Origin of the sequence: Tabrizicola sp. (genome assembly GCF_041919135.1) — a bacterium.
Lineage (GTDB): Bacteria > Pseudomonadota > Alphaproteobacteria > Rhodobacterales > Rhodobacteraceae > Tabrizicola.
The window spans coordinates 134,330-160,361 of record NZ_JAYRUJ010000004.1; the positions used below are offsets into that span (position 1 = coordinate 134,330).

Genomic DNA, 26,032 nt, shown 5'->3' on the forward strand with positions numbered 1-26,032 from the left:
GCACCTTCACCCCCTGACGGTGAGTTGCATGGCCGCAAACGCTTCGCTTCCAAGGCGGCAGTGGCGGGGCATTGGCCCGGCTGTCCCTGCCCTCGTGCTTCTGGCGCTGTTCTTCGTGATCCCGGTGGTCAGCCTGCTGCTGCGTTCGGTCCTGGAGCCGGAGGTCGGCCTGCAGAACTATGCCGAGCTGTTCGCGACCTCGACCTATGCGCGGGTGCTTTACAACACGTTCCTCGTGGCCTTCGTGGTCACGGCGGTCTCGCTGCTCCTGGGCTATCCGGTGGCCTGGCTGCTGGCGGTCATGCCGCAGCGGTGGGCGAATCTGGTGCTGGCCATCATCCTGGTGTCGATGTGGACCAACCTGCTGGCGCGGACCTATGCCTGGATGGTGCTTTTGCAGCGCACCGGGGTGATCAACACCACGCTGATGAAGCTTGGCCTGATCTCCGAGCCGCTGGAACTGGTCAAGAACCTGACCGGGGTCACCATCGGGATGACCTATATCATGCTGCCCTTCATCATCCTGCCGCTATACGCCAGCATCCGCGCCATCGACCCGACCACCTTGCAGGCGGCGGCCCTGTGCGGCGCGGGGCGCTGGCAGGCGTTCCGGCGGGTGCTTCTGCCGCTGTCGGCGCCGGGGGCGGCGGCGGGGGGGCTGATGGTCTTTGTCATGTCGCTGGGCTATTTCGTCACGCCCGCGCTTCTGGGCAGCGCCTCGCAGATGATGCTGGCCGAGATGATCGCGCAGCTGGTGCAGTCGCTGCTGAACTGGGGGCTGGGATCGGCGGCGGCCTTCGTGCTGTTGACGGTGACGCTGGCGCTTTACGCGGTGCAGATCCGCTTTTTCGGGGGGATGCGCTGAGATGCTGCTGACCTACCGTCACCTGGGCGGGCTTGGCGTGGCGCTTTGGGCGGTCACGATCCTGGTCTGCCTGTTCCTTCTGGTGCCCATCGTCTTCATCGCGGCGCTGTCCTTCGGGTCGTCGCAATGGCTGGTGTTCCCGCCGCCCTCATGGACGCTGCGCTGGTATCGGGAACTGGCGGCCGATCCGCGCTGGCTGGAGGCGGCGCTGACCAGTGCCAGGGTCGGCCTCCTCTCGGCGGCGCTGGCGGTGCTTCTGGGGCTGATGGCAAGTTTCGCGCTGGTGCGCGGCCGGTTCCGGGGGCGGGGCCTGCTGAAGGCGCTGTTCCTGACGCCGATGGTCCTGCCGGTGATCGTCTTCGCGGTGGCGATCTATGCGCTGTTCCTGCGCCTGGGCCTGAACGGCACCCTTGTCGGCTTCGTGCTGGCGCATACCGTCCTGGCCTTTCCCTTCGCGGTGATCCCGATCGTCAACTCGCTGGAGGGTTTCGACAAGTCGATCGAGGATGCGGCGGTCCTGTGCGGGGCCTCGCCCCTGCAGGCCAAGCTGAAGATCACCCTGCCGGCGATCCGCATCGGCCTGTTCTCGGCCGCCGTCTTCGCCTTCCTGATTTCCTGGGACGAGGTGGTGGTGGCGATCTTCATGGCCAGCCCCGATTTGCAGACCCTGCCGGTGCGCATCTGGGGCGCGCTCAGGCAGGACCTGTCGCCGGTGATCGCGGCGGCCTCGACCATCCTTGTCGGCTTCACCCTGCTGGTGATGGCGGCGGCAGCCCTTCTGAGGAGACGGATTTCCAGATGACCCCGGCCTTCCTTTCCATCCGCGGCCTGCGGCAGACCTATGGCAGCTTCGTCGCGGTCGACGATGTATCGCTGGAGATCCCGGAGGGGGAGTTCCTGACCTTCCTCGGCCCGTCGGGATCGGGCAAGTCGACCACGCTTTACGCGCTGGCGGGGTTCAACGAGCCGACCTCGGGCGATATCCTGCTGAAGGGCGCCTCGATCCTGACGACGCCCTCGCACAAGCGCAACATCGGCATGGTGTTCCAGAGATACACGCTGTTCCCGCATCTGAACGTCCGCGAGAACGTGGCCTTCCCGCTGCGGGTGCGCGGCCAGGCCGAGCGCGACATCGCCGCCCGGGTCGAGCGGATGCTGGCGCTGGTGCAGCTTGCGGATTTCGCGGACCGGATGCCGGGCAACCTGTCCGGCGGCCAGCAACAGCGCGTCGCGCTGGCCCGGGCGCTGGCCTATGATCCGCCGGTGCTGCTGATGGACGAGCCCCTGTCGGCGCTGGACAAGAAGCTGCGCGAGGAGATCCAGATCGAGATCCGCCGCATCCACCGCGAGACCGGGGTGACCATCCTGTATGTGACCCATGACCAGGAGGAGGCGCTGCGCCTGTCGGACCGCATCGCGGTGTTCAATCGCGGCCGGATCGAGCAGGTGGGCAGCGGGCGCGACCTGTATCACAACCCGGCCACCCGCTTCGTCGCCGGGTTCATCGGCGATTCCAATTTCCTCGACACCGCCGAGGTGGCGGTTTCCGGCGATCGCGGCCGGGTCGTGTTTCCCGACGGCACGGCGATGGCCGACCTGCCGGTGCATCGCTCGGCCCCCGGCGGCGGTGCCACGGCGGCGCAGGTCATGGTGCGGCCGCAGACGCTGCGGCTGGCGGCGGCGGGACTTCCGGTCCGGGTGCTGGACGTGACCTTCCTGGGCGATACCTCGACGGTGCAGTTCCGCACCGAGTGGGGGCAGGAGATCTGGATGCGGGCCGGGGCCGGCGAAATCGCCGGGCTTTCCCCCGGTGCAAGCGCGCATCTGGGCTGGACGCCGGGCGAAAGCCACCTGTTCCTGTGATCCCCCGGCGCTAGCGCAGGGTCGTGCGTTGCGCGCCGGGCGAGACGTCGAAATGCGCGCGATAGACCTTGGAGAAGGTCGAGGGGGTCTTGAAACCGCAGGCGACCGCGACCTCGGTGATCGACAGGTCGGTCTGCACCAGCAGGTTCCTGGCCCGGGTCAGCCGCGTCTGCATGATGAAGCGTTTCGGCGAGGTTCCGAGGTGCCGCTGGAACAGCCGCTCGATCTGGCGGGTCGAGAGGCCGAGGGCCCGCGCGATCTCGCGCGGGGAGACCGGATCCTCGAGGTTCTCCTGCGCCAGTTCCACCGCGCGCATCAGGGATTCGTTGCGCATGCCGTGGCGCGCCTGCAGGGAGACCCGCTGCTCGGCCGTGGCTTCGCGGACGGCGTTGTAGACCATCCGGTCGGCGACGGCGGTGGCAAGCGCCGGGCCGTGCTCGGCGGCGATCAGGTGCAGCATCAGATCCGCCGCCGCCGTCCCTCCGGCGGCGGTGATGACCTTCTGGTCGGCGACGAAGACCCCGCGCACCAGCCGGACGTCGGGAAAGAGTTCGGCGACGACATCGTGGTATTCCCAGTGGATCGCCGCCGCCTGATCCTTGAGGAAGCCGGCGCTGGCCAGAAGATAGGCGCCGGAGCAGATCGCCCCGATCGGCGTGCCGGCAGCCCGTTCCCGGCGCAGATAGGCCAGGATCTCGGGCGTGGCGCGGTCCTGCACCCCGTCGCCCGAGACCACCAGCAGGCGGTCGACATGGCGCAGCGGCTCCAGCCCCCGGTCCACCAGCGTGACCGAACGGTTGGAGCAGGCCGCCGAAACCCCGTCGGCGCTGGCCAGCGACCAGCGGAACAGCGGCTGCCCCGAGACCCGGTTGGCGATCCGCAAGGGCTCGATGGCGCAGGAGAAGGCCAGATGCGAGAAATTGTCGACCAGCAGGAAGACGATCTGGGCCGTGGCGCGGGGGTGCCGCTTCCCGGTGGCAGGCCGGTCCGCGCGGTCCGGCTGGTCAAAGGGTGCCATGACGCAGCCCATCAGTCGACGAAGGCGCGTTCCACCACGAAACTGCCGGGCTGCGCGTTCGACCCTTCGATGAGGCCGTAGCCTTCCAGCATGTCCCTGGTGTCGCGCAGCATCGCCATCGAGCCGCAGATCATGCCGCGGTCCTCGCCGGGTCCGATCGGCGGCACGCCCAGGTCGGCGAACAATCGGCCCGATGCCATGAGGTCGGTGATCCGGCCCATGACCGGGAAGGGTTCGCGCGTGACCGTGGGATAATGGCGCAACCGGCCGCGCGCCAACTCGCCCACCAGCGGATCCTCCATGAGGTTCTTCACCAGTTCCTGCCCATAGGCCAGTTCGGCGACCTCGCGGCAGGTATGGGTCAGGATCACCTCGTCGAATTTCTCATAGGTCTCGGGGTCGCGGATCAGCGAGGCGAAGGGGGCGATGCCGGTGCCGGTCGAGAACATGTAGACCCGTTTTCCCGGCAGAAGCGCGTCCAGCACCAGCGTGCCGGTGGACTTCTTGCGCATCAGCAGGGTGTCGCCGGGCCGGATCCTTTGCAGGTGTTCGGTCAGCGGGCCGTCGGGGACCTTGATCGAGTAGAACTCGATCTCCTCGTCCCAGGAGGGGCTGGCGATGGAATAGGCGCGGTAGACCGGGCGTTCGGCGTTCGGCAGGCCGATCATCACGAACTCGCCCGAGCGGAAACGGAAGGCGGGGGGCCGGGTGATGCGGAAGCGGAACAGCCGGTCGGTGTAGTGCTGCACCTCGGTCACGGTTTCGGCATGGACGCCGGCGGGGATATGCGTCCCGGCGTCTGCCTGGGGAAGGGTGGCCTGATCCTGCATCATGGTCTCCGGTCTATTGCGGGGCGGCGGGGTTGCGCGACAGCGAGGCGAGCTTGCCCTGCTGCCCGGCCCAGGCTTCGTGGTCCGGCAGCGGCGCGATCCTTTCGCGGATGTTGGGCCAGACCTCCGCCAGTTCGGCGTTGAGCGTCAGCCAGGCCGCGATCCCCGGCGCGGTATCGGGAAGGATGGCGTCCACCGGACATTCCGGCTCGCACACGCCGCAGTCGATGCATTCGTCGGGGTGGATCACCAGCATGTTCTCGCCCGCATAGAAGCAATCCACCGGGCAGACCTCGACGCAGTCGGTGTATTTGCAGGCGATGCAGCCTTCGGTGACGACATAGGTCATGGCGCCCTCATTCGTTTGTATACGAACGATAATCGGGTGCGGAGGGCCTTGTCAACATCAAAGAAATAGCATTGCGAATTCAGTCTGATGCGCGATCACGGCGCAACAGGAAGCACCCCGCCCGATCGGGCGAGGGTGCATTTGGCCGAAAGCCATCGCCTTAGCGCAGACCGTCCTTGCCGGTGATCTCCCCGACCTTCAGCCCGCCCACCCTTGGCAGCGGGCGGCCGCTGTCGGTGACGGCGACGGCGACGACGATCTCGTTCGCGCGGGGGGCGTCGTTGAAGCGGATCTCGACCCCGTCGAAATGCGAGCGCACGAAGGCCGCGTCCTTGTGGCCGAGCGGGATGTCCAGGTCCTGCCCCATGCCACCGCGCTTTTTCGACGAGGGGACCAGGGCCGCGCCCTTTTCCACCGCCTGGCGCAGGGGGGCGCCCAGTTTCGGGTGCAGGATGGCGGCGGCATGTTCCAGCTCGCCGTTCTCGCCGACCAGCGCCGCCTTGCCGTAGCTTTCCGCCTGGTCGGGCCGGATCCCCAGCGCCGCCACGCATTTGCCGCCCAGAAGCGCGCCCAGTTCCTCGCCGATGTCCATCAGCTCGGTCAGATCCTCGACATAGCGCCCGGCGAAGGGGTTATCGATCACCGCCGCCGCCACGGCCTTGCGGGTGGGCGGGGTGATGGGGCGGCCGGCTTCCTCGTGCGTTTCCTCGACCCAGATGCCCAGCTTGCGAATCCTTGCCTTCATCTCAGCCCGTCCTCTCCCTTGATCTGCGAGACCTCCAGCCCGCCCGAGCGGGAATGGATGCGGGGGCCGGTGGTCATCGCCAGGATCACCACCATCTCGTCGGCGCGCGGGGCGTCGTTCAGTCCGACCTCGATCGAATCGAAATGGCTGCGGACGTAGGAGGCATTGACATGGGTGATCGGCACGTCGATGCGCGCGCCGGCGCCGCCGACCTTCTTGGCCGAGGGCACGATGGCCTTGGCCCCGTTCAGCACCTCGCGCATCGCATAGCCGCCGGGGGCGTGCCAGAGCGCGCCATGTTCCAGCTCTCCCGCCGCGCCGACGAGCGAAGCCTTGCCGTAGCCCTCGATCTTTTCGGCCCCGCCAAGCGCCGCCGCGAGCTGCTGCGCCATCTCCAGCCCGAGGGGACGAAGGTCGTCCATGAAGCCCTGGATCTCGGGCTCGTAGCGTCCGGCGAAAGGGTTGCGGATCACGGCAAGCACGGCGCCGCGCCGGTGTGGCTCGGTCCGGGGGGGGCCGCCCTCGTGAAAGATGTCCTCAAGCACAAGCAGCCGCTTGCGCACCTCGACCTTGGGCATGTGCCACCTCGTCCTTCTGGATCAATCCCGTGAAACCCGTTCCGGCCAGCCGGGTCTGGCCCTGCAGGAACAGCGCCGCCCCCGCGATCAGGCCGCGCCTGAGCAAGTCTTGCGCGCGCGCGGCACCCGCGTCCAGCGCCCTTGCGACATCGCCGGGCGTAAGGGGCGGCACCCCCGTCACCACCGGGCGCGGGCCAAGGTCGCTGTCGGGTTGCAGGTCGCAGGCGCGGGTGCGGCGGATGCCGGGATGGCGGGGCAGGTCGACGGCATTGGCGATCATCGTCGCCGCCGCGTCGGCCTCGGCCGCCGTGCGCGCCAGGACAGTGACGCTGTCGGCGATCCCCAGCGAGAAGCTGCGCCCGCCCGCGCCGCTGGTGGCGATGCCGCCGATCCCGGCCTCGGCGGAAATCCCGATGCGGCCAAGGTCGCGTCCGTCCAGCCCGGCCATGGCGCTGGTGAAGCCGGCGCCTGCGGCGAGATGGAGGGCAATGTCGCCGCCGTTGTTCACATAGGCGCGGGAAAGCGGCGCGGCGGCGGTCATCGCGGCGAGGATCTCGTCGGCCACGGCCCCGGCGACCGCCGCCATGCAGGTGATGAAGGCATCGGCATGGGGGCGGACGGCGCGGTGCATCCGGCGCGCGACTGGGCCTTGCGGGGCGGGCAGGCCGGCGGTCACAGGGGCGCGCAAGAGCGGCAGTTCGGCCACCAGCTCCTCGAGCAGGCCGTCGAAGCGCGCGGCGGCGGCGGCGAAGGCCTGCGCCCGCGCCGGGCCATCGGCCCCGATGATCAGGTCGATGGGCCCGTGCTGCAGGTGCAGCCGGTCGCCGGAAAGCAGCGCGGCCGCCGGTCCCGTCATGCCTAGCTGTCCGCCGGCCAGCGGAAATGGTGCCGCGCCATCGGATCGTCCTGCGCCCCGCCCGGCCCGACCCGGCGCACCTTGTCGCTGACGACCTCGGCAATCGGGCGCACCTGATCGGCATGGCCGCCAAGCGCGATATAGTCGCTGAGCCGCATGGTGAATTCGATCGGCGCCACCAGCGCGGGCGTCGGCACATAGCCGAAGGAATTGCTGGGCATCCCGGTCACGTCCACCATCACCGTGATCCCGCCGCCCGGCCAGACATAGGCCCCGGCCCCGCCGCAGGAGACATAGGTGAGCGAGTCCTTGACCGAGCGGGTCAGCCGCACCGGGTTCTGCGTCACGCCCGCCCGCAGCGACCCGCCCGCGCCGGCCATGAACAGCACCGAACAGAGCGAGGGCTCGCAATTCTCGGCGATCAGGTCGACCGAGGTGCGAAGGTCGGGCGGGAGGGGCTTCGGGACCGGGTTCAGCCCGGAATCCAGCTCGTAATAGGCGGATTGTTCGCCGGTGGTCGAGACCATGAGAAGGCGCAGCCCCTCCCAGGCGGTCTCGGGGTCGGGCTCCTTCAGGATGGTCAGCGGATCCTCGATATCGGTGCCGCCCCAGCCGGTGCCGGGTTCGGCGACCTGGAAATAGCGTCCCGGCGTGGACCGGCGGCCCTTCACGCGGATGCCGCTGGGCGGCACGTTCAGCAGCTTGCCGGCCTGGTGTTCGGACAGGACGCCGGTGATGTGGTCGTCCACCACAACCACCTCGTCGACATGCTGCGCCCATTGCTTGGCGAACATCCCGATGGTGGCCGAGCCGCAGCCGACCCGCATCAGCTTTTCCTCGACCCCGTTGATAACCGGCGCGCGGCCGGCCTGCACGATGACGGTGGCGCCTTCGTCCACGGTCATCTCGACGGCTTCGCGGTTGCACAGCCGCAGCAGCGCGTCGCAGGTGACGCGGCCCTCCTTCTTGCCGCCGCCGGTCAGGTGTTCGACCCCGCCCAGCGACAGCATCTTCGAGCCGTATTCCGAGGTCATCACATGGCCGACCGGCTCGCCCTCGACCCGCACGACGGCGCGTTCGTGGCCGATGAAACGGTCGGTGTCGATCTTCACCTTGACGCCGCAATAGCTGAAGATGCCCTCGGTCACGACGGTGACCATGTCCACGCCCTCGACATTCTGGCTGACGATGAAGGGGGCGGGCTTGTAGTCGGGGTAGGTGGTGCCCGCGCCGACCGCGGTGATGAAGGGCCGTCCGCCCTGCACCAAGTCGCCGTCCCAGTCGGTGCCCTGGCTGCCCTTGAGGAAGGGCACCGCCTTGACCCCGTGGCTGGCCGCGCCCTCGATGATGGTCAGCGGATCCAGCCGCACCAGCGTGCCGCCGTGGTTGGCGTAGCGGTCGCAGGCCCCGGCGCGGCCCTCGGCGATGTAGCACAGCACCGGGCAGGCGTCGCAGCGGATCTTGTCGGCGGTCCGGTCGACGGGGCGTTCGGCTTTGTCGGTCATGTCAGTCTCCTGCCAATGCGGCGGCGAGTTTCGCGGGGGTGACGGGGACGCTGGTCATGCGCACCCCGGCAGCGTGGGAGATGGCGTTCAGGATCGCGGGCGCGGTCGGGATCAGGACGTGCTCGCCCAGGCCCTTGGCGCCGTAGGGGCCGTGGGCGTCGGCTTCCTCGATGATGATCGGCTCGATGGGTGGAATGTCCCCGATGGTCGGGATCAGGTAGTCGTGCAGGTTCTCGGTGCGGCCGGGGATGTATTCCTCCATCAGGGCCATGCCGATGCCCTGGGCGACGCCGCCCTGGATCTGGCCCTCGACCAGCAGCGGGTTGACGGCAAGGCCCACGTCATGCGCGGCGACGATGCGGGCAAGGCGCACGGTGCCGAGGGAGATGTCCACCTCGGCCGCCACCAGCTGCGCGGCATAGCCGAACTGGGCATAGGGCTCGCCCTGGCCATTGGCGTCGAGCGGCTTTGTCGGCGGGTCGTAATGGCCGCTGGCGGCAAGGACGAAGCCGTCGCCATCGGCGGCAAGCTGGTCCAGCGCGATGCGGTGGCGGCTGGCGCCGTCGTCCACGGTGATCGCGCCCGCCGCGACGGAAAGCGCCGCGCCCTCGGAGGCATTGACCGCGCGCAGCACCTCGGCCCGCAGCGCCTGCCCGCACAGCCGCGCGGCATTGCCCGAGACGAAGGTCTGGCGCGAGGCGGAGGTCTTGCCGGCATCCGGCGTCAGGTCGGTATCGGGGCCGACCAGCGTGACCGAGGCCACCGGAACCCCCAGCGCCGTGGCGAAAAGCTGGGTGATGACGGTATTCGCGCCCTGGCCGATGTCCATCGCGCCCTGGTGCAGGACGATGGTCCCGTCGGGCCGGATCCCGGCCTTGATCGTCGAGGGGTTCGGCAGCGAGGTATTGCCGCAGCCATACCAGCCCGAGGCGATGCCGACGCCCCGGCGCAGGGGCCCGGCCGTGGCGCGGTTGAACGCCTCGGCTGCCGCGCGCTCGGCCTCCCAGGCCGGGCGTAGCGCCTCGAGGCAGGCGCGGATGCCGACGCCCTGGGTAAAGACCTGGCCGCAGACGGTGGGCGCGCCGTTGGTCAGCGCGTTCCGCAGCCGCAGTTCCAGCGGGTCGATCCCCAGTTTCGCGGCCAGCTCGTCCAGCAGCGATTCCAGCGCGATGGCGGCCTGCGGCACGCCAAAGCCGCGGAAGGCCCCGGAGGGCGGGCAATTGGTGTGGATCGCCCGCGCCTCGGCCCGGTAATCGGCGATCCGGTAGGGGCCCGAGGCATGGACCGGCACCCGGTTCGCGACGGTGGGGCCCCAGGAGGCATAGGCGCCGGTGTTGAAGGTGCCCCGGAAGTCGCAGCCCATGAGGATGCCGTCCCGCGTCGCCCCCAGCCGCAGCCGGATGTCGGAGGGATGGCGCTTGGTCGTCGATTGCATCGATTCGGTGCGGCTGTAGGCCATCCGCACCGGCCGCCCGGTCTTGAGCGCCCCGAGCGCCAGATAGGGCTGGAGCGAGATGTCGAGTTTCGATCCGAAGCCGCCGCCCACCGCCGTCGGCACGATGCGGATGCGGCTCCGGTCCATGCCCAGCAGGATTTCCATCGCTTCGAGGTCCATCACCGGGGCCTGGGTGCAGGCGTGGATTTCCACCCTGCCGTCGATGACCTGCGCGAAACCTGCCTCGGGCTCGATATAGGCGTGCTCGACGAAACCGCTGGCGAAACGCCCCTCGACCGTCACCTCGGCCGCCGCCAGCGCCGCTTCGGCATCGCCGCAGGCGACGAAGCCCTTGCACATCAGGTTGCCGGCGCGACCCTCATGCAGCAGGGGGGCGCCCGCCGCCTCGGCCGTTGCGGGGACCTCGACCGCGGGCAGTTCCGTCCAGGTCACCGGGAATGTGGCCGGATCGAAGGTGCGGATCGTGGCCGGGGTGCCGACGACGGCCGCCACCGCCTCGCCACGGAAGCGCGCGACGCTTTCGGCAAAGGCGGGCTGGTCGGCAAAGGCGGGGATCACGCCAAAGACGTTGCGCCCCGGCACATCGGCGGCCGTCAGCACCGCCATGATGCCCGGCTGGCCGGCGCGCCAGCCGTCCAGATCGCCGAAGACGAAGCCGGCGCGCGGGAAGGGTGAGCGGATGACCAGGATCTCCAGCGTGTCGGGCGGGGCCAGGTCGTCGCCGAAAGCCTCGGTCCCGGCCAGTTTCGGCGCGCCGTCCAGCCGCCGGATCGCCGCGCCCGCATGGCCCGGCGCATCCGCTTTGGCCAGTGCGGCGGGAACCGAGGCCACCGCGTCGATGATCTTGCGATAGCCGGTGCAGCGGCAGAGGACGCCGCCCAGCGCGCGGGTGATCGCCGCCTCGTCCGGCCGGGGTTCTTCGCGCAGCAGCGCGACCGAGGCGGTGACCATGCCGGGAGTGCAGAACCCGCATTGCGCCGCGCCGTGGTCCTGGAACCGCCCGGCCAGCGCCATCGCCACCGGGTCCGAGGCCACCAGACCGCCGACCGTCTCGATCCGGCGACCTTCGGCCTTCTGGGTGGGCGTCAGGCAGGAACAGACCACCTGCCCGTCGATGAGGACCGAGCAGGCCCCGCAATCGCCCGCGTTGCAGCCGATCTTGACGTCGCGCGCGCCCAGCCGTTCGCGCAGTGTGTCCGACAGGCGCTCGCCGGCGGGGGCGGTGACCGCGACCGCCGTGCCGTTCAGGATGAAGCGGGTCGCCCCCAGGCCATGCTCACCGTCCATCCGCGCCTCCTGCTGCCGAAGCCACCGCCCGCACCAGCGCGCGGTGGCACAATTCACGCACCGCCTCGATCCGGTAGGCCGCCGTCGCCCGGATGTCGTCGATCGGGGAAAGGACGGAGAGATGCCGCGCCTCGGGCCGCAGCCCGGCCAGTTCCTCCAGCTTTCGCCCCTGGAGATCGGCCTCCCAGGCGGGCAGGCGCCGTGCGACCGGCGAACAGGCCCCTACGGCCAGGCGCGCCTCGGCGAGGCGGTCCCGGTCGATGCGGACCATTGCCGCCACCATGGCAATCGAGATCACCAGCGAGCTGCGCGTCCCGAGCTTGACGAAGGCCCCGCCCGATCCTGCCGGCGGATGCGGCAGATGCAGGGCCACGACCAGTTCCTCCGGGGCGCGGGCGGTGCGCCGGACGCCGGTGATGAACTCCTCCAGCGGGAGACGCCGTGTGCCGGCATGCGAGGCCAGCTCGACCTCGGCCCGCAGCGCCAGGAGCGGCGGCACCCCGTCGGCGGCGGGCGAGGCGTTGCAGATATTGCCGGCGACGGTGCCCGCGTTCTGGATCTGGACCGCGCCCACCTCGACCGCGGCCTCTTGCAGCGCGGCAAAGGCCGGGGGCAGGGGGGGCGCGGCGATCTCGGCCCAGGTGGTCGCGGCCCCGATGCGCCAGCCATCGGCGCCGCGCGCGATCCCGCGCAGGTCGGGCAGGCGGGTCACGTCCAGGATGTCGCCGGTGCGCTGGCCCTGCCGCCGCGCGGGAAGCACATCGGTGCAGCCCGCGACCACCTCTGGCCGCCGGTCGCGCAGCAGGGTCAGGGCCTTTGGAAGCGAGTCGGGAACGAGATACGCCAAGAGCCCCTCCCATGCGGCGCTTGTCATTTGTATACGAATGATATTGCGAAATCCGGCCAAGTCAATCACCGGAATCGCGCCTTAAGCGAAAGTCAGGCCCCGGCTTCGGCCCGGCCGAACATCCCGGCAGTTCCGGCGCCCGACGCAGGGGTCCGTTGCCAGGGGCCGGCCCGGGCTACCGGACCACCTCCACCCGCACCCCCGCCGCCGCCAGCGCCCGCGCCAGGGCCGGCGGCGGCGGCGCATCCGTGACAAGGAGATCGACCCGCGACAGCGGGGCGACCCGGATCACGCCCCGGCGGCCGAATTTCGTCGCATCGGTCACCACGACCCGCCGCGCGCCGCAGCCCAGCACCACGCGGGCGAACTCGGCCTCTTGCAGGTCGAAGTCCATGATCCCCTCGGCATCCACCGCCCCGGCCGAGATCACCGCATGTTCGACCGAGAAGCGCGCCACGAATTCCAGCGCCGAGGCCCCCAGCGCCGCCCCGGAATCGCCGCGCAATTCGCCCCCCGCCATGAACACCCGGTTGCCGTTCACCGTGGCCAGGGTCCGCGCGATGTCCGAGGAATTGGTCACCACCGTCAGCCGGCGATGCTTCAGCAGCTCGCGCGCAAGAAAGCTGGTCGTCGTGCCGGTATCCAGCATCACCGAGGCGCCGTCGGCGATCCCTGCCGCCACCGCCCGGGCGATCAGCCGCTTGGCCGCCGCATTCTCGCGCATCCGCCGCTCGAACGGGGCCTCGCCGGTCTGCCCGGCCAGTCCCACCGCACCATGGCTGCGCACCACCGCGCCGGCATCGACCAGCGCCCGGATCTCGCGCCGCGCCGTCTCGGGCGACACGGCCAGATGCGCCGCCAGCTCGGCCACGGGAAGCACCCCGCGCCCGTCCAGCAATGCCAGGATCTCTGCCTGCCGCCGCGATGCCATCCGCGCCCCCTTTGACCGTATTCTTACCGGGTATTGCCCGTTTCAACGTCGATATCCAGATATACGGTCAGGAAAATTCCACAACCACCCAGATTCCATTTGACAGGTCCTCCTCCCGGCTTCCACCCTTTCCCGATCAGCCATCCCAGACCCGGAGGTTTCCCATGCCACGCCGCCTGTTTCTTTCCGGTCTTCGTCCGCTTGCCCTTTCCGCCCTCGTCGCCTGCTCCACCACCCTTGGCGCCGCCGCGCAGGAATCGTCGGATCCGATCCGGCTGACCCTGCATGACTGGACCGGCCAGCTCATCACCACCCAGCTCATGGGAGAGGTGCTGAAGAAGGCGGGCTACAGCGTCGAATATGTGCAGGCCGACTATCTTGCGCAGTTCACCGGCCTCGAGTCGGGCGATCTCCACCTTGCGATGGAGATCTGGGAAACCACCGGGCGCGACGCGATGGATGCCTCGCTCGCCACCGGCAATGTCGAGAACCTGGGCCCGAACGGGCTGCAGGCCAAGGAGGAATGGTGGTATCCCGCCTATATGAAGGAGCTGTGCCCCGGCCTGCCGAACTGGGAGGCCCTGAAGGACCCCGCCTGCGCCGAAGCCTTCTCGACCGCCGAAACCGCGCCCAAGGGCCGTTACCTTGGCGGTCCGGTGACCTGGGGCGGCTTCGACGAGGAGCGGGTCGAGGCGCTGGACCTTCCCTTCGAGGTGATCCATGCCGGGACCGACGCCGCCCTCTTCGCCGAGCTGGAAAGCGCCTATCAGCGCAAGGCGCCGGTGCTGCTGTGGATCTACGCGCCGCACTGGGCCCCCGCGAAATACGAGGGCGAATGGGTAGAGTTTCCGACCTATTCGCCGGAATGCTACACCGATCCGGCGGCGGGCGTGAATCCCGACATGGCCTATGACTGTGGCAAGCCCTTCGGCGACATCTGGAAGGTCGGCTGGGCCGGGCTCAAGGACAAGTGGCCGGGGGCGCACAAGGCGATCCAGGCCTTCACCATCGACAATGCCGAGATGGGCCGGATGATCACCGAGGTGGACCTGAACGGCAAGACCGTCGAGTCCGTCGTCGCCGACTGGATGGCCGCGAACGAGGCGCGGTGGAGCGCCTGGATCGCCGGGTAGCCCGCCATCTGATCCGTCCTGGGGGGCGGCGCCGTCGCCCCCCGATCCTCCAGCGCCCCGACCGGACGCCGCATGACCGACGCAGCCCCCAAACTTGTCTGCCGCAACGTCTGGAAGGTCTTCGGCGCGCGCGCCGAGGACAGCCTTGCCCGTATCGGGCCCGACGCCGGCAAGCTCCTCGCCGCGGGGCTGATCCCGGCGGTCCGCGACGTGAACCTGTCGGTCCGCGCGGGCGAGATCTTCGTGATCATGGGCCTGTCCGGCTCGGGCAAGTCGACGCTGGTCCGCTGCCTCTCGCGTCTGGTCGAGCCCAGTTCGGGCGAGATCCTGTTCAACGGCCGGAACCTGCTGGCGGCGAGCGAGGCGGAGATGATCGCGATCCGCCGCCACAAGATGGGCATGGTGTTCCAGCATTTCGCGCTGCTGCCGCACCTGACCGTGCTGGAGAACGTGGCCTTCCCGCTGGAAGTGCAGGGCATCCCCCGCGCCGCCCGCGACGCCCGGGCGCGCGAGATGGTGGCGCTGGTCGGCCTTGCCGGGCGCGAGGCCAGTTTCCCGCGCCAGCTCTCCGGCGGCCAGCAGCAGCGGGTGGGCATCGCCCGCAGCCTCGCGGTCGAGCCGGAGCTGTGGTTCCTGGACGAACCCTTCTCGGCCCTCGACCCGTTGATCCGGCGCGAGTTGCAGGACGAGTTCATCCGCCTGCAATCCCGCCTGCAAAAGACCATCGTCTTCATCACCCATGATTTCGACGAGGCGATCCGGCTTGCCGACCGCATCGCGATCATGAAGGACGGCCGCATCGAGCAGATCGGCACGCCCGAGGAACTGGTCCTGCACCCCGCGACCGATTATGTCCGCGAATTCACCCGCGCGGTGCCCAAGGCCAAGGCGGTCCGGGTCGCCTCGCTGATGTCCGCCTCGCCGCCGCCCGAAGGCGCCCCCGCGATCCCGGCCCGCGCCACCGTGGCCGAGGCGGGCAGCGCGCTTGCCTCCGGCAGCCCGGCCCTCGCCGTCACCGATGCGGGGGGTCGCCCCGTCGGCACGCTCTACCGCGAGGACGTGATCCGTCTTCTGCTGGCAGGCACCGCATGACCGCGCTGCCCGCCCCCCGCTTGTCCCATGCCCGCGCGTTGTGGCTGGTGGCGGTGGCGCTGACGGCGATCCTCTGGCTTTGGGGGCAGGGGCTGGCCCCCTTCGCCTTCGACTATCCGAAGGCCTGGCAGATCCCCGCCGCCCGCTGGATCGGCAATGCGATCAACTGGCTGATGAAAGAGGCGGCCATCGGCCCGGTGGCCTTCTCGGACGTCACCCGGTTCATCGCGGCCCTGATCGACGCGCCCTATCGCGTGGTGCTGTCGCTGCTGTCCAGCGGGCTTCTGTCGGGCGAAGGCTCCAGCGCGGTGCAGCTTTGGCCGCCCTTGTCCTGGGTCGCGGTCATCGGCCTGTTCGCGCTGCTCGGCCTTTATGCGGGGGGCCTGCCGCTGGCCCTGACCGTGACCGCCTGCATGGCTTTCGTCGCCGTCTTCGGCCAGTGGCAAAGCGCGATGGTCACGCTGTCGTCGATCGTGGTCGCGGTGCCGATCGGGGTGGCGGGGGGACTTCTGGTCGGGATCGCGGCCTGGCGGTTGCCCTGGCTGGACCGCGCGTTGAAGCCGCTTCTCGACCTCATGCAGACCATGCCGGTCTTCGCCTATCTGGTCCCGATCCTGATCCTGTTCGGCTTCGGCCCCACCGCCGCCATCGTGGCGACGCTGATCTACGCCATGCCGCCGATGACCCGCCTGACCACGCTCGCCCTGCGGCGCGTGCCGTCCGAGATCCACGACCTTGGCCGCATGGTGGGCTGCACGCCGCGCCAGATGACCTGGCGCGTGCTGGTGCCCTCTGCGCGCGAGCCGCTGATGGTGGGGGTCAACCAGGTGATCATGCTCTCGCTCAACATGGTGATCATCGCCTCGATGATCGGGGCGGGGGGTCTTGGCTTCGACGTGCTGAACGCGCTGCGCCGCCTGGACTTTGGCGCGGGGCTGGAGGCGGGGCTGGCCATCGTCGCGCTGGCCATCGCGCTGGACCGGCTGTCGCAGGCGCTGGCCCGCCGCGCCTCTGCCCCGCCCCGGCAGGGGGCGCGGCACCCCTATCTGACCGCCGCCCTGGCCCTGGTCGCGGCGGCATGGGTGCTGGGCCTGATCCTGCCGGCGGTGCAGACCTATCCCGAGGCCGCCCGCCTGAGCACCAGCCCGTTCTGGGCCGCCGCCGTGGAATGGATCAACGTGACCTTCTTCGACATGCTGGAGGCGCTGAAGAACGCGATCCTGACCACCCTGCTCGTCCCGGCGAAACGCTTCCTCCTCTCGCTGCCCTGGCTGGGCGTCGTGGCGCTGCTCGGCCTTGCCGGCTGGCGGCTGGGCGGGTGGCGGCTGGCTGCGCTGACCGCGGGGCTCTCCTTCCTCATCGCGGCGACGGGGCAATGGGAGAAGGCCATGATCACCGTCTATCTCTGCGGGCTGTCCACGCTTTTCGCCCTTCTGATCGGGATTCCCGTCGCCATCGCCGTCGCCAACCGCGACCGGGCCTGGACGGTCACGCGGGCGCTGATCGACACGCTGCAGACCCTGCCCTCCTTCGTCTACCTGATGCCCGTGGTCATGCTGTTCCGCGTCGGGGACTTCACCGCGATGATCGCCGTCGTGGCCTATGCCGTCGCCGCCGCGATCCGCTATACCGTCCTCGGCCTGCAGGGCGTCGATCCGAGGCTGATCGAGGCCGGCCGCGCCATGGGCTGCACCGACTGGCAGATCCTGACCCGGATCCGCCTGCGCCTGGCCCTGCCGGAGATCCTGCTGGGGGTGAACCAGACCATCATGTTCGCCCTGTCGATGCTGGTGATCACCGCGCTGGTCGGCACCCGCGACCTTGGGCAGGAGGTCTATATCGCGCTGACCAAGGCCAATCCCGGCAACGGGCTGGTCGCGGGCCTGCCATCGCCTTCATCGCCATCATCGCCGACCGCCTCATCCACGCCGCGGCCGAGGCGCAGCGCGAGAAGCTTGGGCTGGAGGGCGGCGCATGACCCTTCCCGAACGCCTCCGCCGCCTGCCGTTCGTGGGCGAGATCAGCGCCGAACCCCTGCTTGGCGGGTTGTCGAACGAAAGCTGGAAGGTGACCGATGCGCGCGGCAGCCATGTCGTCCGCTTCGGCCGCGACTTCCCCTTCCACCATGTCGACCGCGCGCGCGAGGTGATGACCGCCCGCGCCGCCCATGCCGCGGGGTTCGGCCCCGCCGTCGAACATGCCGAGCCGGGGGTCAGCGTCGTTGCCTTCCTGGACGCCCGCACCTGGGGGCCCGAGGACCTGCGCGCCAATCCCGAGCGCGTGGCCGACCTACTGCGCCGCTTCCATGCCGAGATGCCCGCCCATGTCAAGGGCGCGGCCTTCCTGTTCTGGCCCTTCCACGTCATCCGCGACTATGCCCGCACCCTGCGCGCGGGCGACAGCCGCTTTACCCCCGACCTGCCCGCCCTGCTTGCGCTGGCGGCCGAGCTGGAACAGGCCCAGATCCCGCTGCCGATCATCTTCGGCCATCACGACCTTCTGCCGGCGAACTTCCTGGACGATGGCAGCCGGCTCTGGCTTATTGACTATGAATACGCGGGCTTCGGCACCGCCCTGTTCGACCTTGCCGGGGCCGCCTCGAACGCGGGGATGACGCCGGAGGAGACCGACCGCCTGCTCGCCAGCTATTTCGGCGCGGCCCCCGACCGCCCCCTGCGCCGCGCCTTCGACGCCATGCAATGCGCCAGCCTGCTGCGCGAGGCGATGTGGGCCATGACCTCGGCCCTGCACCTCTCGGCGCCGGGGGCCGATTACGACGCCTATGCCCGCGAGAACCTGACCCGCCTTCAGGCGGCGCTTTCCCATTACCGCAGCCAGCACGGAATGCAGACATGACCCTTCCCACCCATGCCCGGATCGTCGTCATCGGCGGCGGCATCATCGGCTGCTCGACCGCCTATCACCTGGCCCGCGACCACAAGGCGGAGGTGGTGCTGCTGGAGCAGGGCAAGATCACCTCCGGCTCGACCTGGCATGCGGCGGGGCTGGTCGGCCAGCTGCGCGCCTCGGCCTCGATCACGCGGGTGCTCAAGTATTCCGTGGACCTCTACAAGGGCCTTGCCGCCGAAACCGGGCTTGATACCGGCTGGAAGATGACCGGCTGCCTGCGGCTTGCCACCAATGCCGACCGCTGGACCGAATACCGCCGCCTTGCCACCACCGCCCGCAGCTTCGGGATGGAGATGCACCTCGTCTCGCCCGAGGAGGTGAAGCGGATGTGGCCCTTGATGGACACCTCCGACCTGGTCGGCGCCAGCTGGCTGCCGACGGACGGACAGGCCAGCCCCTCGGACATCACCCATTCCCTTGCCAAGGGGGCGCGGATGCACGGCGCGCAGCTGCACGAGGGCGTCACCGTCACCGGCTTTGCCATGCAGGGCCGCCGCATCACCGCCGTCCACACCGACCGGGGCACGATCCGCTGCGAGAAGGTCGTCAACTGCGGCGGCATGTGGGCGCGCGAGATCGGGGCCATGGCCGGGATCAACGTGCCGCTGCAACCCGTGAAGCACCAGTATATCGTCACCGAAAGGATCGAGGGCCTTTCCCCCGACGCCCCCACCCTGCGCGACCCCGACCGGCGCACCTATTTCAAGGAGGAGGTCGGCGGCCTGGTCATGGGCGGCTATGAGCCGAACCCGCAGGGCTGGGTGCAGGGCGAGATTCCCAAGGACTGGGAGTTCCGGCTGTTCGACGACGATTACGACCATTTCGCCCAGCATCTGGAACAGGCCATCGCCCGCGTCCCGGCGCTGGAGAAGACCGGCGTCAAGCAGATGATCAACGGCGCCGAAAGCTTTACCCCCGACGGCAACTTCATCCTTGGCCCCGCGCCGGAATGCGCCAACATGTATGTCGGCGCGGGCTTCAACGCCTTCGGCATCGCAAGCGGCGGCGGCGCCGGCTGGGTGCTGGCCGAATGGGTCATGCGCGACGAGGCGCCGCTCGACCTCTGGGTCGTCGACATCCGCCGCTTCTCGGGCCTGCACCGCGACCGGCAATGGGTCTTTGACCGCACGATGGAGGCCTATGGCAAGCATTACACCATCGGTTTTCCGCATGAGGAATACGAAAGCGGCCGCCCCCGCATCACCTCGCCGCTGTATCGGCGCCTGAAGGACCACCGGGCGGTCTTCGGCTCGAAACTCGGCTGGGAGCGTCCGAACTGGTTCGCCCCCGAGGGGATGGAGCCGCGCGACCTCTATTCAATGGGCCGGCAGAACTGGTTCGGCCCCGTGGGGCAGGAGCATGCCCATGTCCGCGACAAGGTGGGGATCTTCGACCAGTCCTCCTTTGCCAAATACGAGCTTTCCGGCCCCGGCGCGGCCGAGGCGCTGGAATGGATCTGCGCCAACCGCGTCGCGCGCGCGCCGGGGCGGCTGACCTATAGCCAGCTCCTCAATTCCCGCGGCGGGATCGAGGCCGACCTGACCGTGGCGCGCCTGTCGCAGGACCGTTTCTACATCGTCACCGGCACCGGCTTCCGCACCCATGACCTGGCCTGGATCGCCGACCACCTGCCCGCGACCGGCTGCACCCTGACCGATGTGACCGAGGATTGGGGGACGCTCTCGCTCATGGGTCCGATGGCGCGGCGCGTGCTGGAAAAGGTGACCGCCGCCGACGTCTCGAACGCGGCCTTCCCCTTCGGCCACATGCGCGAAATCACCATCGCCGGGGCCGATGTCCGCGCCCTGCGGGTGACCTATGTCGGCGAGCTGGGCTGGGAACTGCACACCCCGCTTTCCCATACCGCCGCCGTCTTCGACGCCCTCATGGCGGCGGGCGGGACCGACATCCGCCCGGTCGGCTATCGCGCGCTGGAATCGCTGCGGCTGGAAAAGGGCTATCGCGCCTGGTCCTCGGACATCACGCCGAACGACACGCCGTTCGAGGCCGGGCTGGGCTGGGCCGTCAAGCTGAAGTCCGACACCCGGTTCCTGGGCCGCGCCGCGCTGGAAGCCGTGCAGGGCAGGCCGCTGGCCAAACGCCTCGCCGGTTTCACCAGCGATCCCGGGGCCGTCCTCGTCGGGCGCGAGACGATCCTGCGGAATGGCGAACCCGTGGGCTATCTCACCTCGGGCGGATATGGCTATACCGTCGGGGCGAGCATCGGCTACGGCTATCTGCGCAACCCGGCGGGCGTGACGGAGGACTGGCTCGCCTCGGGCAGCTACGCCCTTGTCGTCGCCGGCGAGACCCTGCCCGCAAGCCTGGTCCTGAAGCCGCTTCATGATCCGGAAGGCAGCCGCATCCGGGCCTGACGGTCAGTAGCGCGTGGTCATCCGGTGGCCGGGCCGGTGGACCAGGCGGACATAGGTCACCATCTGGTCGTTCCAGCGCGTCGACCGTTCCGTCATCAAGAGCGGCTCGCCCGGGGCGCAATCCAGATGGGCGGCCAGCGCCGCATCGGCCGCCGTGGCGGAGATGCTGATCTCGACCGCCGAGAAGGGGATCTGCGCCATCAGCCATTCGGTCGGGCCGCTGGCCGAGAAATCGGCGTCGAGCGCCTGGGGCAGAAGGCCGAGGTTGATCCAGCGGTCCTCGTGCTGCCAGGGGGTGCCGTCGGCGAGATGCAGGCAGACCAGATGGCGCACCCGGTCGCCGGGCTGAAGCGCCAGCCGGGCGCGCAGCCATTCGGGGGCCTCGACCACCTCGGAGCGGACCAGCGCATAGCGGTAGGCGCGGCCCTGTTCCTCGATCTCGCGCCGGATCACGGGAATGTCGAACCGCGCCTGCCGCAGGGGCGCCAGCCGGACGCGCGAGCCGGACTTGCGCTTGCGTTCGATGATGCCTTCCTCGGCCAGTTCGCGCATCGCCCGGTTCACCGTGGCGCGGGCCGAGCCATAGGTCTCGGCCAGCTCCAGCTCGCCGGGGATCAGGCTGCCCGGCGTCCATTCGCCCCGGGTGATCTTGCCCAGGATGTCCGACTTGATGTCACGATAGGTCGCCGTCACGATAACATCCTGCCCGACTGGCCGGGCCCGTCAGAATTAACTGGACCATCGGCCGTCCCGGCTGATCGTTCCGCGTGGACGAGGCCGTTCTATGGTTGATTGTATCAGACATAATTATTTCAAGTCCAGACAAAAAGGCAGGACATGAATTGCGGCGTCTGGCCCTGGGGGCGCTGATGCTGCCGGTCGTATCGGGTGCTGCCCGGCGAAGCCGGCGCCTCACGCCCCTTCGCGCGGTTCCAGCCGGTCTGCGGGGGTGCCGCTGCGGGCCAGGCTTGACGCTGCCCTTGCTGCCGCGCAGGGGCTGCGGTGCCATCCCGATGCAACGGGCACGGCGCGGGCCGACCATCCTGGGCAATGGCCCAGAGGATCTGGTCGGCACCGCTGGCGGGCGTCACCCCCGCCTGATCAGGAGCGGACCAGCTGCTCGTAGGCGGTGGCGACGCGGCGGGTCAGCTCGCCGACCTCGAAGGTCCAGTCGCCGATCTGGCCCACGGGAGTCACTTCGGCGGCGGTGCCGGTCAGCCAGCATTGCTCGAACGTCGCCAGTTCCTCGGGCTTGATATGGCGTTCGTGGACCGTGATCTGCATGTCCTTCAGCATCCCGATCACGGTCTGCCGGGTGATGCCGTTCAGGATGCAATCCGGGTTCGGGGTGTGGACCTCGCCATCCTTGACGAAGAAGATGTTGGCCCCGGTCGCCTCGGCGACATAGCCGCGATAGTCGTAGAACAGCGCGTCCGAGCAGCCCTTCTCCATCGCGGCGTGCTTGGACATGGTGCAGATCATGTAAAGGCCCGCGGCTTTGGCGGCGGTGGGGATGGTTTCCGGCGAGGGCCGCTTCCACCTGGCGATGTCGAGCTTGGCGCCCTTCATCTTGGCGTCGCCGTAATAGGCGCCCCAGGACCAGCAGGCGATGGCCAGGCGGACCGGGTTGCCCAGAGAGGCGACCCCCATCTCGTCGCCCGCGCCACGGAAGGCGACGGCGCGGACATAGGCGTCGGTCAACCCGTTGGCCTTCAGCACCTCTTCCTTGGCCGCGTCGATCTGTTCGGCGGTATAGGGGATCGGCATGTCCAGCAGGCGGCCGGATTCCAGCAGGCGCAGCGAATGTTCGTGGCCCTTGAAGATCTTGCCGTTGTAGCACCGCTCGCCCTCGAAAACGGAGGAGGCGTAGTGCAGCGCGTGGGTGAGGATGTGGACGTTCGCCTGCCGCCATTCCACCAGCTTGCCATCCATCCAGATGAACCCGTCGCGATCGTCGTAGCCTGCCATCCTCGCCTCCAGCTTTTGCGAATGTTGCGCCTGAAAGGTCCGCATCGGACAGATTCTTGCGCGAAATCGCCCCGGAATTACGGGTTCGGACTTGGAAAGTCAACAAGGCTGACGTAAATTCGGCGCGAGATGGAGGCGCGCATGGTGGAAAGACCGGGTGGCGAAAGCCTGCTTTTCCTGACGGACGAGCAGTTGCGCAAGGGGATCGAGGCGATGTTCTTCGCCTATCGCGGCTTCACGGCCGATCCCGACCGGATCCTGGAGGGGATGGATTATGGCCGCGCGCATCACCGGGCGCTGCATTTCATCCATCGCGCGCCGGGGACGACGGTCTCGAACCTGTTGTCGATCCTCGGCGTCACCAAGCAGTCGCTGAACCGGGTGCTGCGGACCCTGATCGAGGACGGGCTGGTGCGCAGCGAGAAGGGCAAGGCCGACGCGCGCGAGCGGCACCTGCACCTGACCGAGAAGGGCCTGGTGCTGGAGCGCGAGCTGTCGGATGCGCAGCGGGCGCGGATGCGGGCGGCCTACCGGGCGGCGGGGCCGGCGGCGGTGGCCGGGTTCCGGCAGGTGCTGGAGGCGATGATGGACCCGGAGATGCGGCGGCAGTACAACCGCCTGAGGGAGGGCGGCTGATGGGCCCCGACACGCATCTTCTGATCGTCGACGATGACGAGCGCATCCGGGGGCTTCTGCAGAAGTTCCTGATCCGCAACGGTTTCCTCGTGTCCGTCGCGAAGGATGCGGCGCAGGCCCGGCGGGTGCTGGCCGGGCTGGAGTTCGACCTGATCGTCATGGACGTGATGATGCCGGGCGAGGATGGGGTCAGCCTGACCCGCGATCTGCGCAAGCGGCTGGCGACCCCGATCCTGCTTCTGACCGCGCGGGGCGAGACGGCGAACCGGATCGAGGGGCTGGAGGCGGGGGCGGATGACTATCTGGTCAAGCCCTTCGAGCCGAAGGAACTGCTGCTCCGGATCAACGCCATCCTGCGCCGGGTGCCCGCGGCCCGCCCGGCCGAGCCGGTGCGGCAGGTGATCCATCTCGGGCCGGTGCGCTATGACCTGGACCGGGGCGAGATGTGGCGCGGCGAGGCCCCCGTCCGGCTGACCGCGACCGAGGCGCAGCTGATGCGGGTCTTCGCGGCGCAGCCGGGGGTGCCGATCAGCCGCGACCGGCTGGCGGGCGAGGCGGGCGGCGCGGATGCGGCGCAGGAGCGGGCGGTGGATGTGCAGATCACCCGCCTGCGCCGGAAGATCGAGGACGACCCGAAAAGCCCGCGCTACCTGCAGACGGTGCGGGGCGAGGGCTATATGCTGCAGCCGGACTGAGGGTTGGACAGCTTCGGACCGGGGGCCGGCCCCCGGACCCCCGGAGTATTTCGGAAAAGAGCAAGACCATGTTGGTTTTCACGCATCCGGACTGCGCGCGCCATGTGACGCCTCCGGGCCATCCCGAGCGGGTGGAACGGCTGGCGGCGGTGGAGCGGGGGCTTCTGGGCCTTGCGGTGGAGCGGCGGGAGTGCCCGCCGGGGGAGGAGGCGGAGGTGCTGCGCTGCCATCCCTCGGCCTATCTGGCGCGGGTCAAGGCGGCGGTCCCGCGTGACGGCTGGGCGCAGCTGGACGGGGATACGTTCCTGTCGCCGGGGTCGCACAAGGCGGCGATGCGGGCGGTGGGTGGCATCTGCGCGGCGGTGGATGCGGTGGTGTCGGGGGAGGCCAGGACGGCCTTCGTGGCCGGGCGGCCGCCGGGGCATCATGCGGAACGCGAGACGGCAATGGGGTTCTGCCTGTTCGGGACGGTGGCCATCGGGGCGAAGCGGGCGCTGGATCATCATCGGCTGAGCCGCGTCGCCATCGTGGATTTCGACGTGCATCACGGCAACGGGACGCAGGATCTGCTGTGGGACGAGGGGCGCTGCCTGTTCGTCTCCAGCCACCAGATGCCGCTGTATCCCGGCACCGGGCGGCCCGAGGAGCGGGGGGCGCATGGGCAGGTGGTGAACGTGCCCTTGCGCGCGGGCTCGGGCGGGCGCGAGATGCGCGAGGCCTATGAGCGGCTGGTGTTCCCGGCGCTGGCGGAGTGGAAGCCGGACCTGCTGCTGATCTCGGCCGGGTTCGACGCCCATGCCGACGATCCCCTGGCCGGGCTGGAGTGGCAGGCGGAGGATTACCGCTGGCTGACCGAACGCTTGTGCGATTTCGCCGGGGGGCGGGTGGTCTCGACACTGGAGGGCGGCTATGATCTGGAGGCGCTGGCGGCCTCGGTCGCCGCGCATGTGGGCGTCTTGGAGGAGCGGGGCCGATGACTGACAAACCGATCGACGCGATGAGCTTCGAGGAAGCAATGGCCGCGCTTGAGCAGGTGGTGGGCGCACTGGAGCGCGGCGAGGTGCCGCTGGAACAGTCGATTGCGCTGTATGAACGCGGGGCCGCGCTGAAGGCGCATTGCGCCAGGAAGCTGGCCGAGGCCGAGGAGAAGGTGGAGTTGATCCGGGCCCAGGAAGGCCGTGCGGTCGGGACGACTCCGGCGGAGGGGATGTGAGCTTTCCCGAACGGCTGGCGGCGGATGCGGCCCTGTGCGAGGCGCGGCTTCTGGCGGCGCTGGAGGGGCGGGCAGAACAGCCGGTGACGCAGGCGATGCGTTATGCCGCCCGCGGCGGCAAGCGGCTGCGCGGCTTTCTGGTGCTGGAAGGTGCGCGGATGCTGGGGGTTCCCGAGGCGCAGGCGGTCAGCGCGGCGGCGGCGGTCGAGGCCTTGCACGCCTATTCCCTCGTGCACGATGATCTGCCCTGCATGGACGACGACGACCTGCGCCGCGGCCAGCCGACGGTGCATCGCAAATGGGACGAGGCGACGGCGGTGCTGGCGGGGGATGCCTTGCAGACGCTGGCGTTCGAGTTGCTGTGCGATCCGGCGCTGGGCTCGGCTGAGGTGCGGATCGGGCTGGTCTCCGGGCTGGCGCGGGCCTCGGGGATCGACGGGATGGTGCTGGGGCAGGCCCTGGATATCGCGGCCGAGACGGCGGGGCGCGGCCTGACGCTGGAGGAGATCACCGCGTTGCAGGCGGGCAAGACCGGCGCGCTGATCGGCTTTGCGGCTGAGGCGGGCGCGGTGATCGCCGGTTCCGACCCTGCGCCGCTGCGGCGCTATGCGGCGGCGCTGGGGCTGGCCTTCCAGATCGCCGACGACATCCTGGACGTGACCGGGGACGAGGCCCGGACCGGCAAGCGTGTCGGCAAGGATGCTGGGGCGGGGAAGGCGACCTTCGTCTCGCTGCTGGGGCTGGAGGGCGCGCGGGCGCGGGCCGCCGCGCTGATCGGCGAGGCCGAGGCGGCGCTGGCGGGTTATGCGGCGCGGGCAGGGAACTTGATCGCCGCGGCGCGCTTCGTTATTGCGCGCGACAACTGAACGGCCCGGGAGGG

General features: G+C 69.5%; 24 protein-coding genes and 1 pseudogene. 13 read left to right on the forward strand and 12 right to left on the reverse strand.

Translation table 11 applies throughout. The features are described 5' to 3' along the window. Positions 1-28: 28 nt before the first annotated feature. The 3 genes from ACE3UA_RS04785 to ACE3UA_RS04795 are packed head-to-tail and all read left to right on the forward strand — an operon-like array spanning position 29 to position 2,728. On the forward strand, positions 29-865 hold the full coding sequence (locus tag ACE3UA_RS04785) for an ABC transporter permease (protein WP_374643061.1): 837 nt from the start codon (positions 29-31) through the stop codon (positions 863-865). Position 866: 1 nt separating this feature from the next. After that, positions 867-1,667 (forward strand): ABC transporter permease, encoded by an 801-nt coding sequence (locus ACE3UA_RS04790; protein WP_374643063.1) that lies wholly within the window; start codon positions 867-869, stop codon positions 1,665-1,667. Beyond that, positions 1,664-2,728, forward strand: coding sequence for an ABC transporter ATP-binding protein (locus ACE3UA_RS04795; protein WP_374643065.1), 1,065 nt, complete (start codon positions 1,664-1,666; stop codon positions 2,726-2,728). The genes ACE3UA_RS04790 and ACE3UA_RS04795 overlap by 4 nt, the downstream gene beginning before the upstream one ends. Positions 2,729-2,738: 10 nt before the next feature. Here the strand turns inward: ACE3UA_RS04795 and ACE3UA_RS04800 are convergent, their stop codons facing one another. The 10 genes from ACE3UA_RS04800 to ACE3UA_RS04845 all read right to left on the reverse strand — a co-directional run bounded on the left by ACE3UA_RS04800 (position 2,739) and on the right by ACE3UA_RS04845 (position 13,130). After that, positions 2,739-3,746 carry a GlxA family transcriptional regulator gene (locus ACE3UA_RS04800; protein WP_374643067.1) on the reverse strand — a complete coding sequence of 336 codons (1,008 nt, stop codon included), beginning with the start codon at positions 3,744-3,746 and terminating at the stop codon, positions 2,739-2,741. Between the two features lie 11 nt (positions 3,747-3,757). Next, positions 3,758-4,576: a ferredoxin--NADP reductase gene (locus ACE3UA_RS04805; RefSeq protein ID WP_374643069.1), complete on the reverse strand. Its 819-nt coding sequence runs from the start codon at positions 4,574-4,576 to the stop codon at positions 3,758-3,760. Positions 4,577-4,589: 13 nt separating this feature from the next. Further along, positions 4,590-4,925, reverse strand: coding sequence for a ferredoxin FdxA (gene fdxA / locus ACE3UA_RS04810; protein ID WP_374643071.1), 336 nt, complete (start codon positions 4,923-4,925; stop codon positions 4,590-4,592). A gap of 160 nt (positions 4,926-5,085) precedes the next feature. Then, positions 5,086-5,670: an amino acid synthesis family protein gene (locus ACE3UA_RS04815; protein ID WP_374643073.1), complete on the reverse strand. Its 585-nt coding sequence runs from the start codon at positions 5,668-5,670 to the stop codon at positions 5,086-5,088. Continuing rightward, positions 5,667-6,248: an amino acid synthesis family protein gene (locus ACE3UA_RS04820; protein WP_374643075.1), complete on the reverse strand. Its 582-nt coding sequence runs from the start codon at positions 6,246-6,248 to the stop codon at positions 5,667-5,669. Before ACE3UA_RS04820 ends, ACE3UA_RS04815 begins: the two co-directional genes overlap by 4 nt. Next, positions 6,208-7,104, reverse strand: a complete 897-nt coding sequence (locus tag ACE3UA_RS04825; RefSeq protein WP_374643077.1) for a UPF0280 family protein — start codon at positions 7,102-7,104, stop codon at positions 6,208-6,210. Before ACE3UA_RS04825 ends, ACE3UA_RS04820 begins: the two co-directional genes overlap by 41 nt. A 2-nt stretch (positions 7,105-7,106) precedes the next feature. Then, positions 7,107-8,609 (reverse strand): 6-hydroxynicotinate reductase, encoded by a 1,503-nt coding sequence (locus ACE3UA_RS04830; RefSeq protein ID WP_374643079.1) that lies wholly within the window; start codon positions 8,607-8,609, stop codon positions 7,107-7,109. 1 nt (position 8,610) lies between these two features. After that, a complete protein-coding gene (locus ACE3UA_RS04835; protein WP_374643081.1) occupies positions 8,611-11,352 on the reverse strand; it encodes a molybdopterin-dependent oxidoreductase in 2,742 nt (913 codons plus the stop codon). Continuing rightward, the gene (locus tag ACE3UA_RS04840; RefSeq protein ID WP_374643083.1) at positions 11,342-12,199 is read right to left on the reverse strand and encodes a xanthine dehydrogenase family protein subunit M; all 858 of its coding nucleotides are present in this window, start codon (positions 12,197-12,199) and stop codon (positions 11,342-11,344) included. The genes ACE3UA_RS04835 and ACE3UA_RS04840 overlap by 11 nt, the downstream gene beginning before the upstream one ends. 175 nt (positions 12,200-12,374) lie before the next feature. Next, positions 12,375-13,130 carry a DeoR/GlpR family DNA-binding transcription regulator gene (locus tag ACE3UA_RS04845; protein WP_374643085.1) on the reverse strand — a complete coding sequence of 252 codons (756 nt, stop codon included), beginning with the start codon at positions 13,128-13,130 and terminating at the stop codon, positions 12,375-12,377. A 164-nt stretch (positions 13,131-13,294) separates the two neighbouring features. Here ACE3UA_RS04845 and ACE3UA_RS04850 point away from each other — a divergent pair, with 164 nt between their 5' ends. The 5 genes and pseudogenes from ACE3UA_RS04850 to ACE3UA_RS04870 all read left to right on the forward strand — a co-directional run bounded on the left by ACE3UA_RS04850 (position 13,295) and on the right by ACE3UA_RS04870 (position 20,640). After that, positions 13,295-14,263: an ABC transporter substrate-binding protein gene (locus tag ACE3UA_RS04850; RefSeq protein ID WP_374643087.1), complete on the forward strand. Its 969-nt coding sequence runs from the start codon at positions 13,295-13,297 to the stop codon at positions 14,261-14,263. A gap of 72 nt (positions 14,264-14,335) precedes the next feature. Then, complete coding sequence (locus ACE3UA_RS04855; RefSeq protein WP_374643089.1) at positions 14,336-15,355, forward strand: glycine betaine/L-proline ABC transporter ATP-binding protein; 1,020 nt, start codon at positions 14,336-14,338, stop codon at positions 15,353-15,355. 452 nt (positions 15,356-15,807) lie between these two features. Next, a pseudogene (locus ACE3UA_RS04860) lies at positions 15,808-17,139 on the forward strand (ABC transporter permease); the annotation flags it as partial. A 190-nt stretch (positions 17,140-17,329) separates the two neighbouring features. Then, on the forward strand, positions 17,330-18,211 hold the full coding sequence (locus tag ACE3UA_RS04865; protein ID WP_374643091.1) for a phosphotransferase: 882 nt from the start codon (positions 17,330-17,332) through the stop codon (positions 18,209-18,211). After that, complete coding sequence (locus tag ACE3UA_RS04870; RefSeq protein ID WP_374643093.1) at positions 18,208-20,640, forward strand: FAD-dependent oxidoreductase; 2,433 nt, start codon at positions 18,208-18,210, stop codon at positions 20,638-20,640. The genes ACE3UA_RS04865 and ACE3UA_RS04870 overlap by 4 nt, the downstream gene beginning before the upstream one ends. A 3-nt stretch (positions 20,641-20,643) precedes the next feature. On the opposite strand, the gene ACE3UA_RS04875 is transcribed toward ACE3UA_RS04870, so the two are convergent. Both ACE3UA_RS04875 and ACE3UA_RS04880 read right to left on the reverse strand, forming a co-directional pair. Then, positions 20,644-21,333, reverse strand: a complete 690-nt coding sequence (locus ACE3UA_RS04875) for a GntR family transcriptional regulator (protein ID WP_374643095.1) — start codon at positions 21,331-21,333, stop codon at positions 20,644-20,646. A 408-nt stretch (positions 21,334-21,741) separates the two neighbouring features. Beyond that, positions 21,742-22,608 carry a branched-chain amino acid aminotransferase gene (locus ACE3UA_RS04880; RefSeq protein WP_374643097.1) on the reverse strand — a complete coding sequence of 289 codons (867 nt, stop codon included), beginning with the start codon at positions 22,606-22,608 and terminating at the stop codon, positions 21,742-21,744. A gap of 141 nt (positions 22,609-22,749) precedes the next feature. Between ACE3UA_RS04880 and ACE3UA_RS04885 the strand changes: the two genes are divergently transcribed. From ACE3UA_RS04885 to ACE3UA_RS04905, 5 genes are all read left to right on the forward strand, one after another. Beyond that, entirely contained in the window at positions 22,750-23,244 is a 495-nt protein-coding gene (locus tag ACE3UA_RS04885) for a MarR family winged helix-turn-helix transcriptional regulator (protein WP_197643336.1), read from the forward strand. Beyond that, positions 23,244-23,939, forward strand: a complete 696-nt coding sequence (locus ACE3UA_RS04890; RefSeq protein ID WP_374643100.1) for a response regulator — start codon at positions 23,244-23,246, stop codon at positions 23,937-23,939. Before ACE3UA_RS04885 ends, ACE3UA_RS04890 begins: the two co-directional genes overlap by 1 nt. A 68-nt stretch (positions 23,940-24,007) precedes the next feature. Next, positions 24,008-24,916 (forward strand): histone deacetylase family protein, encoded by a 909-nt coding sequence (locus ACE3UA_RS04895; RefSeq protein WP_374643102.1) that lies wholly within the window; start codon positions 24,008-24,010, stop codon positions 24,914-24,916. Continuing rightward, on the forward strand, positions 24,913-25,152 hold the full coding sequence (locus ACE3UA_RS04900) for an exodeoxyribonuclease VII small subunit (protein WP_374643104.1): 240 nt from the start codon (positions 24,913-24,915) through the stop codon (positions 25,150-25,152). Before ACE3UA_RS04895 ends, ACE3UA_RS04900 begins: the two co-directional genes overlap by 4 nt. Then, the gene (locus ACE3UA_RS04905) at positions 25,149-26,018 is read left to right on the forward strand and encodes a polyprenyl synthetase family protein (RefSeq protein WP_374643106.1); all 870 of its coding nucleotides are present in this window, start codon (positions 25,149-25,151) and stop codon (positions 26,016-26,018) included. The genes ACE3UA_RS04900 and ACE3UA_RS04905 overlap by 4 nt, the downstream gene beginning before the upstream one ends. The last annotated feature ends 14 nt before the right edge of the window (positions 26,019-26,032 follow it).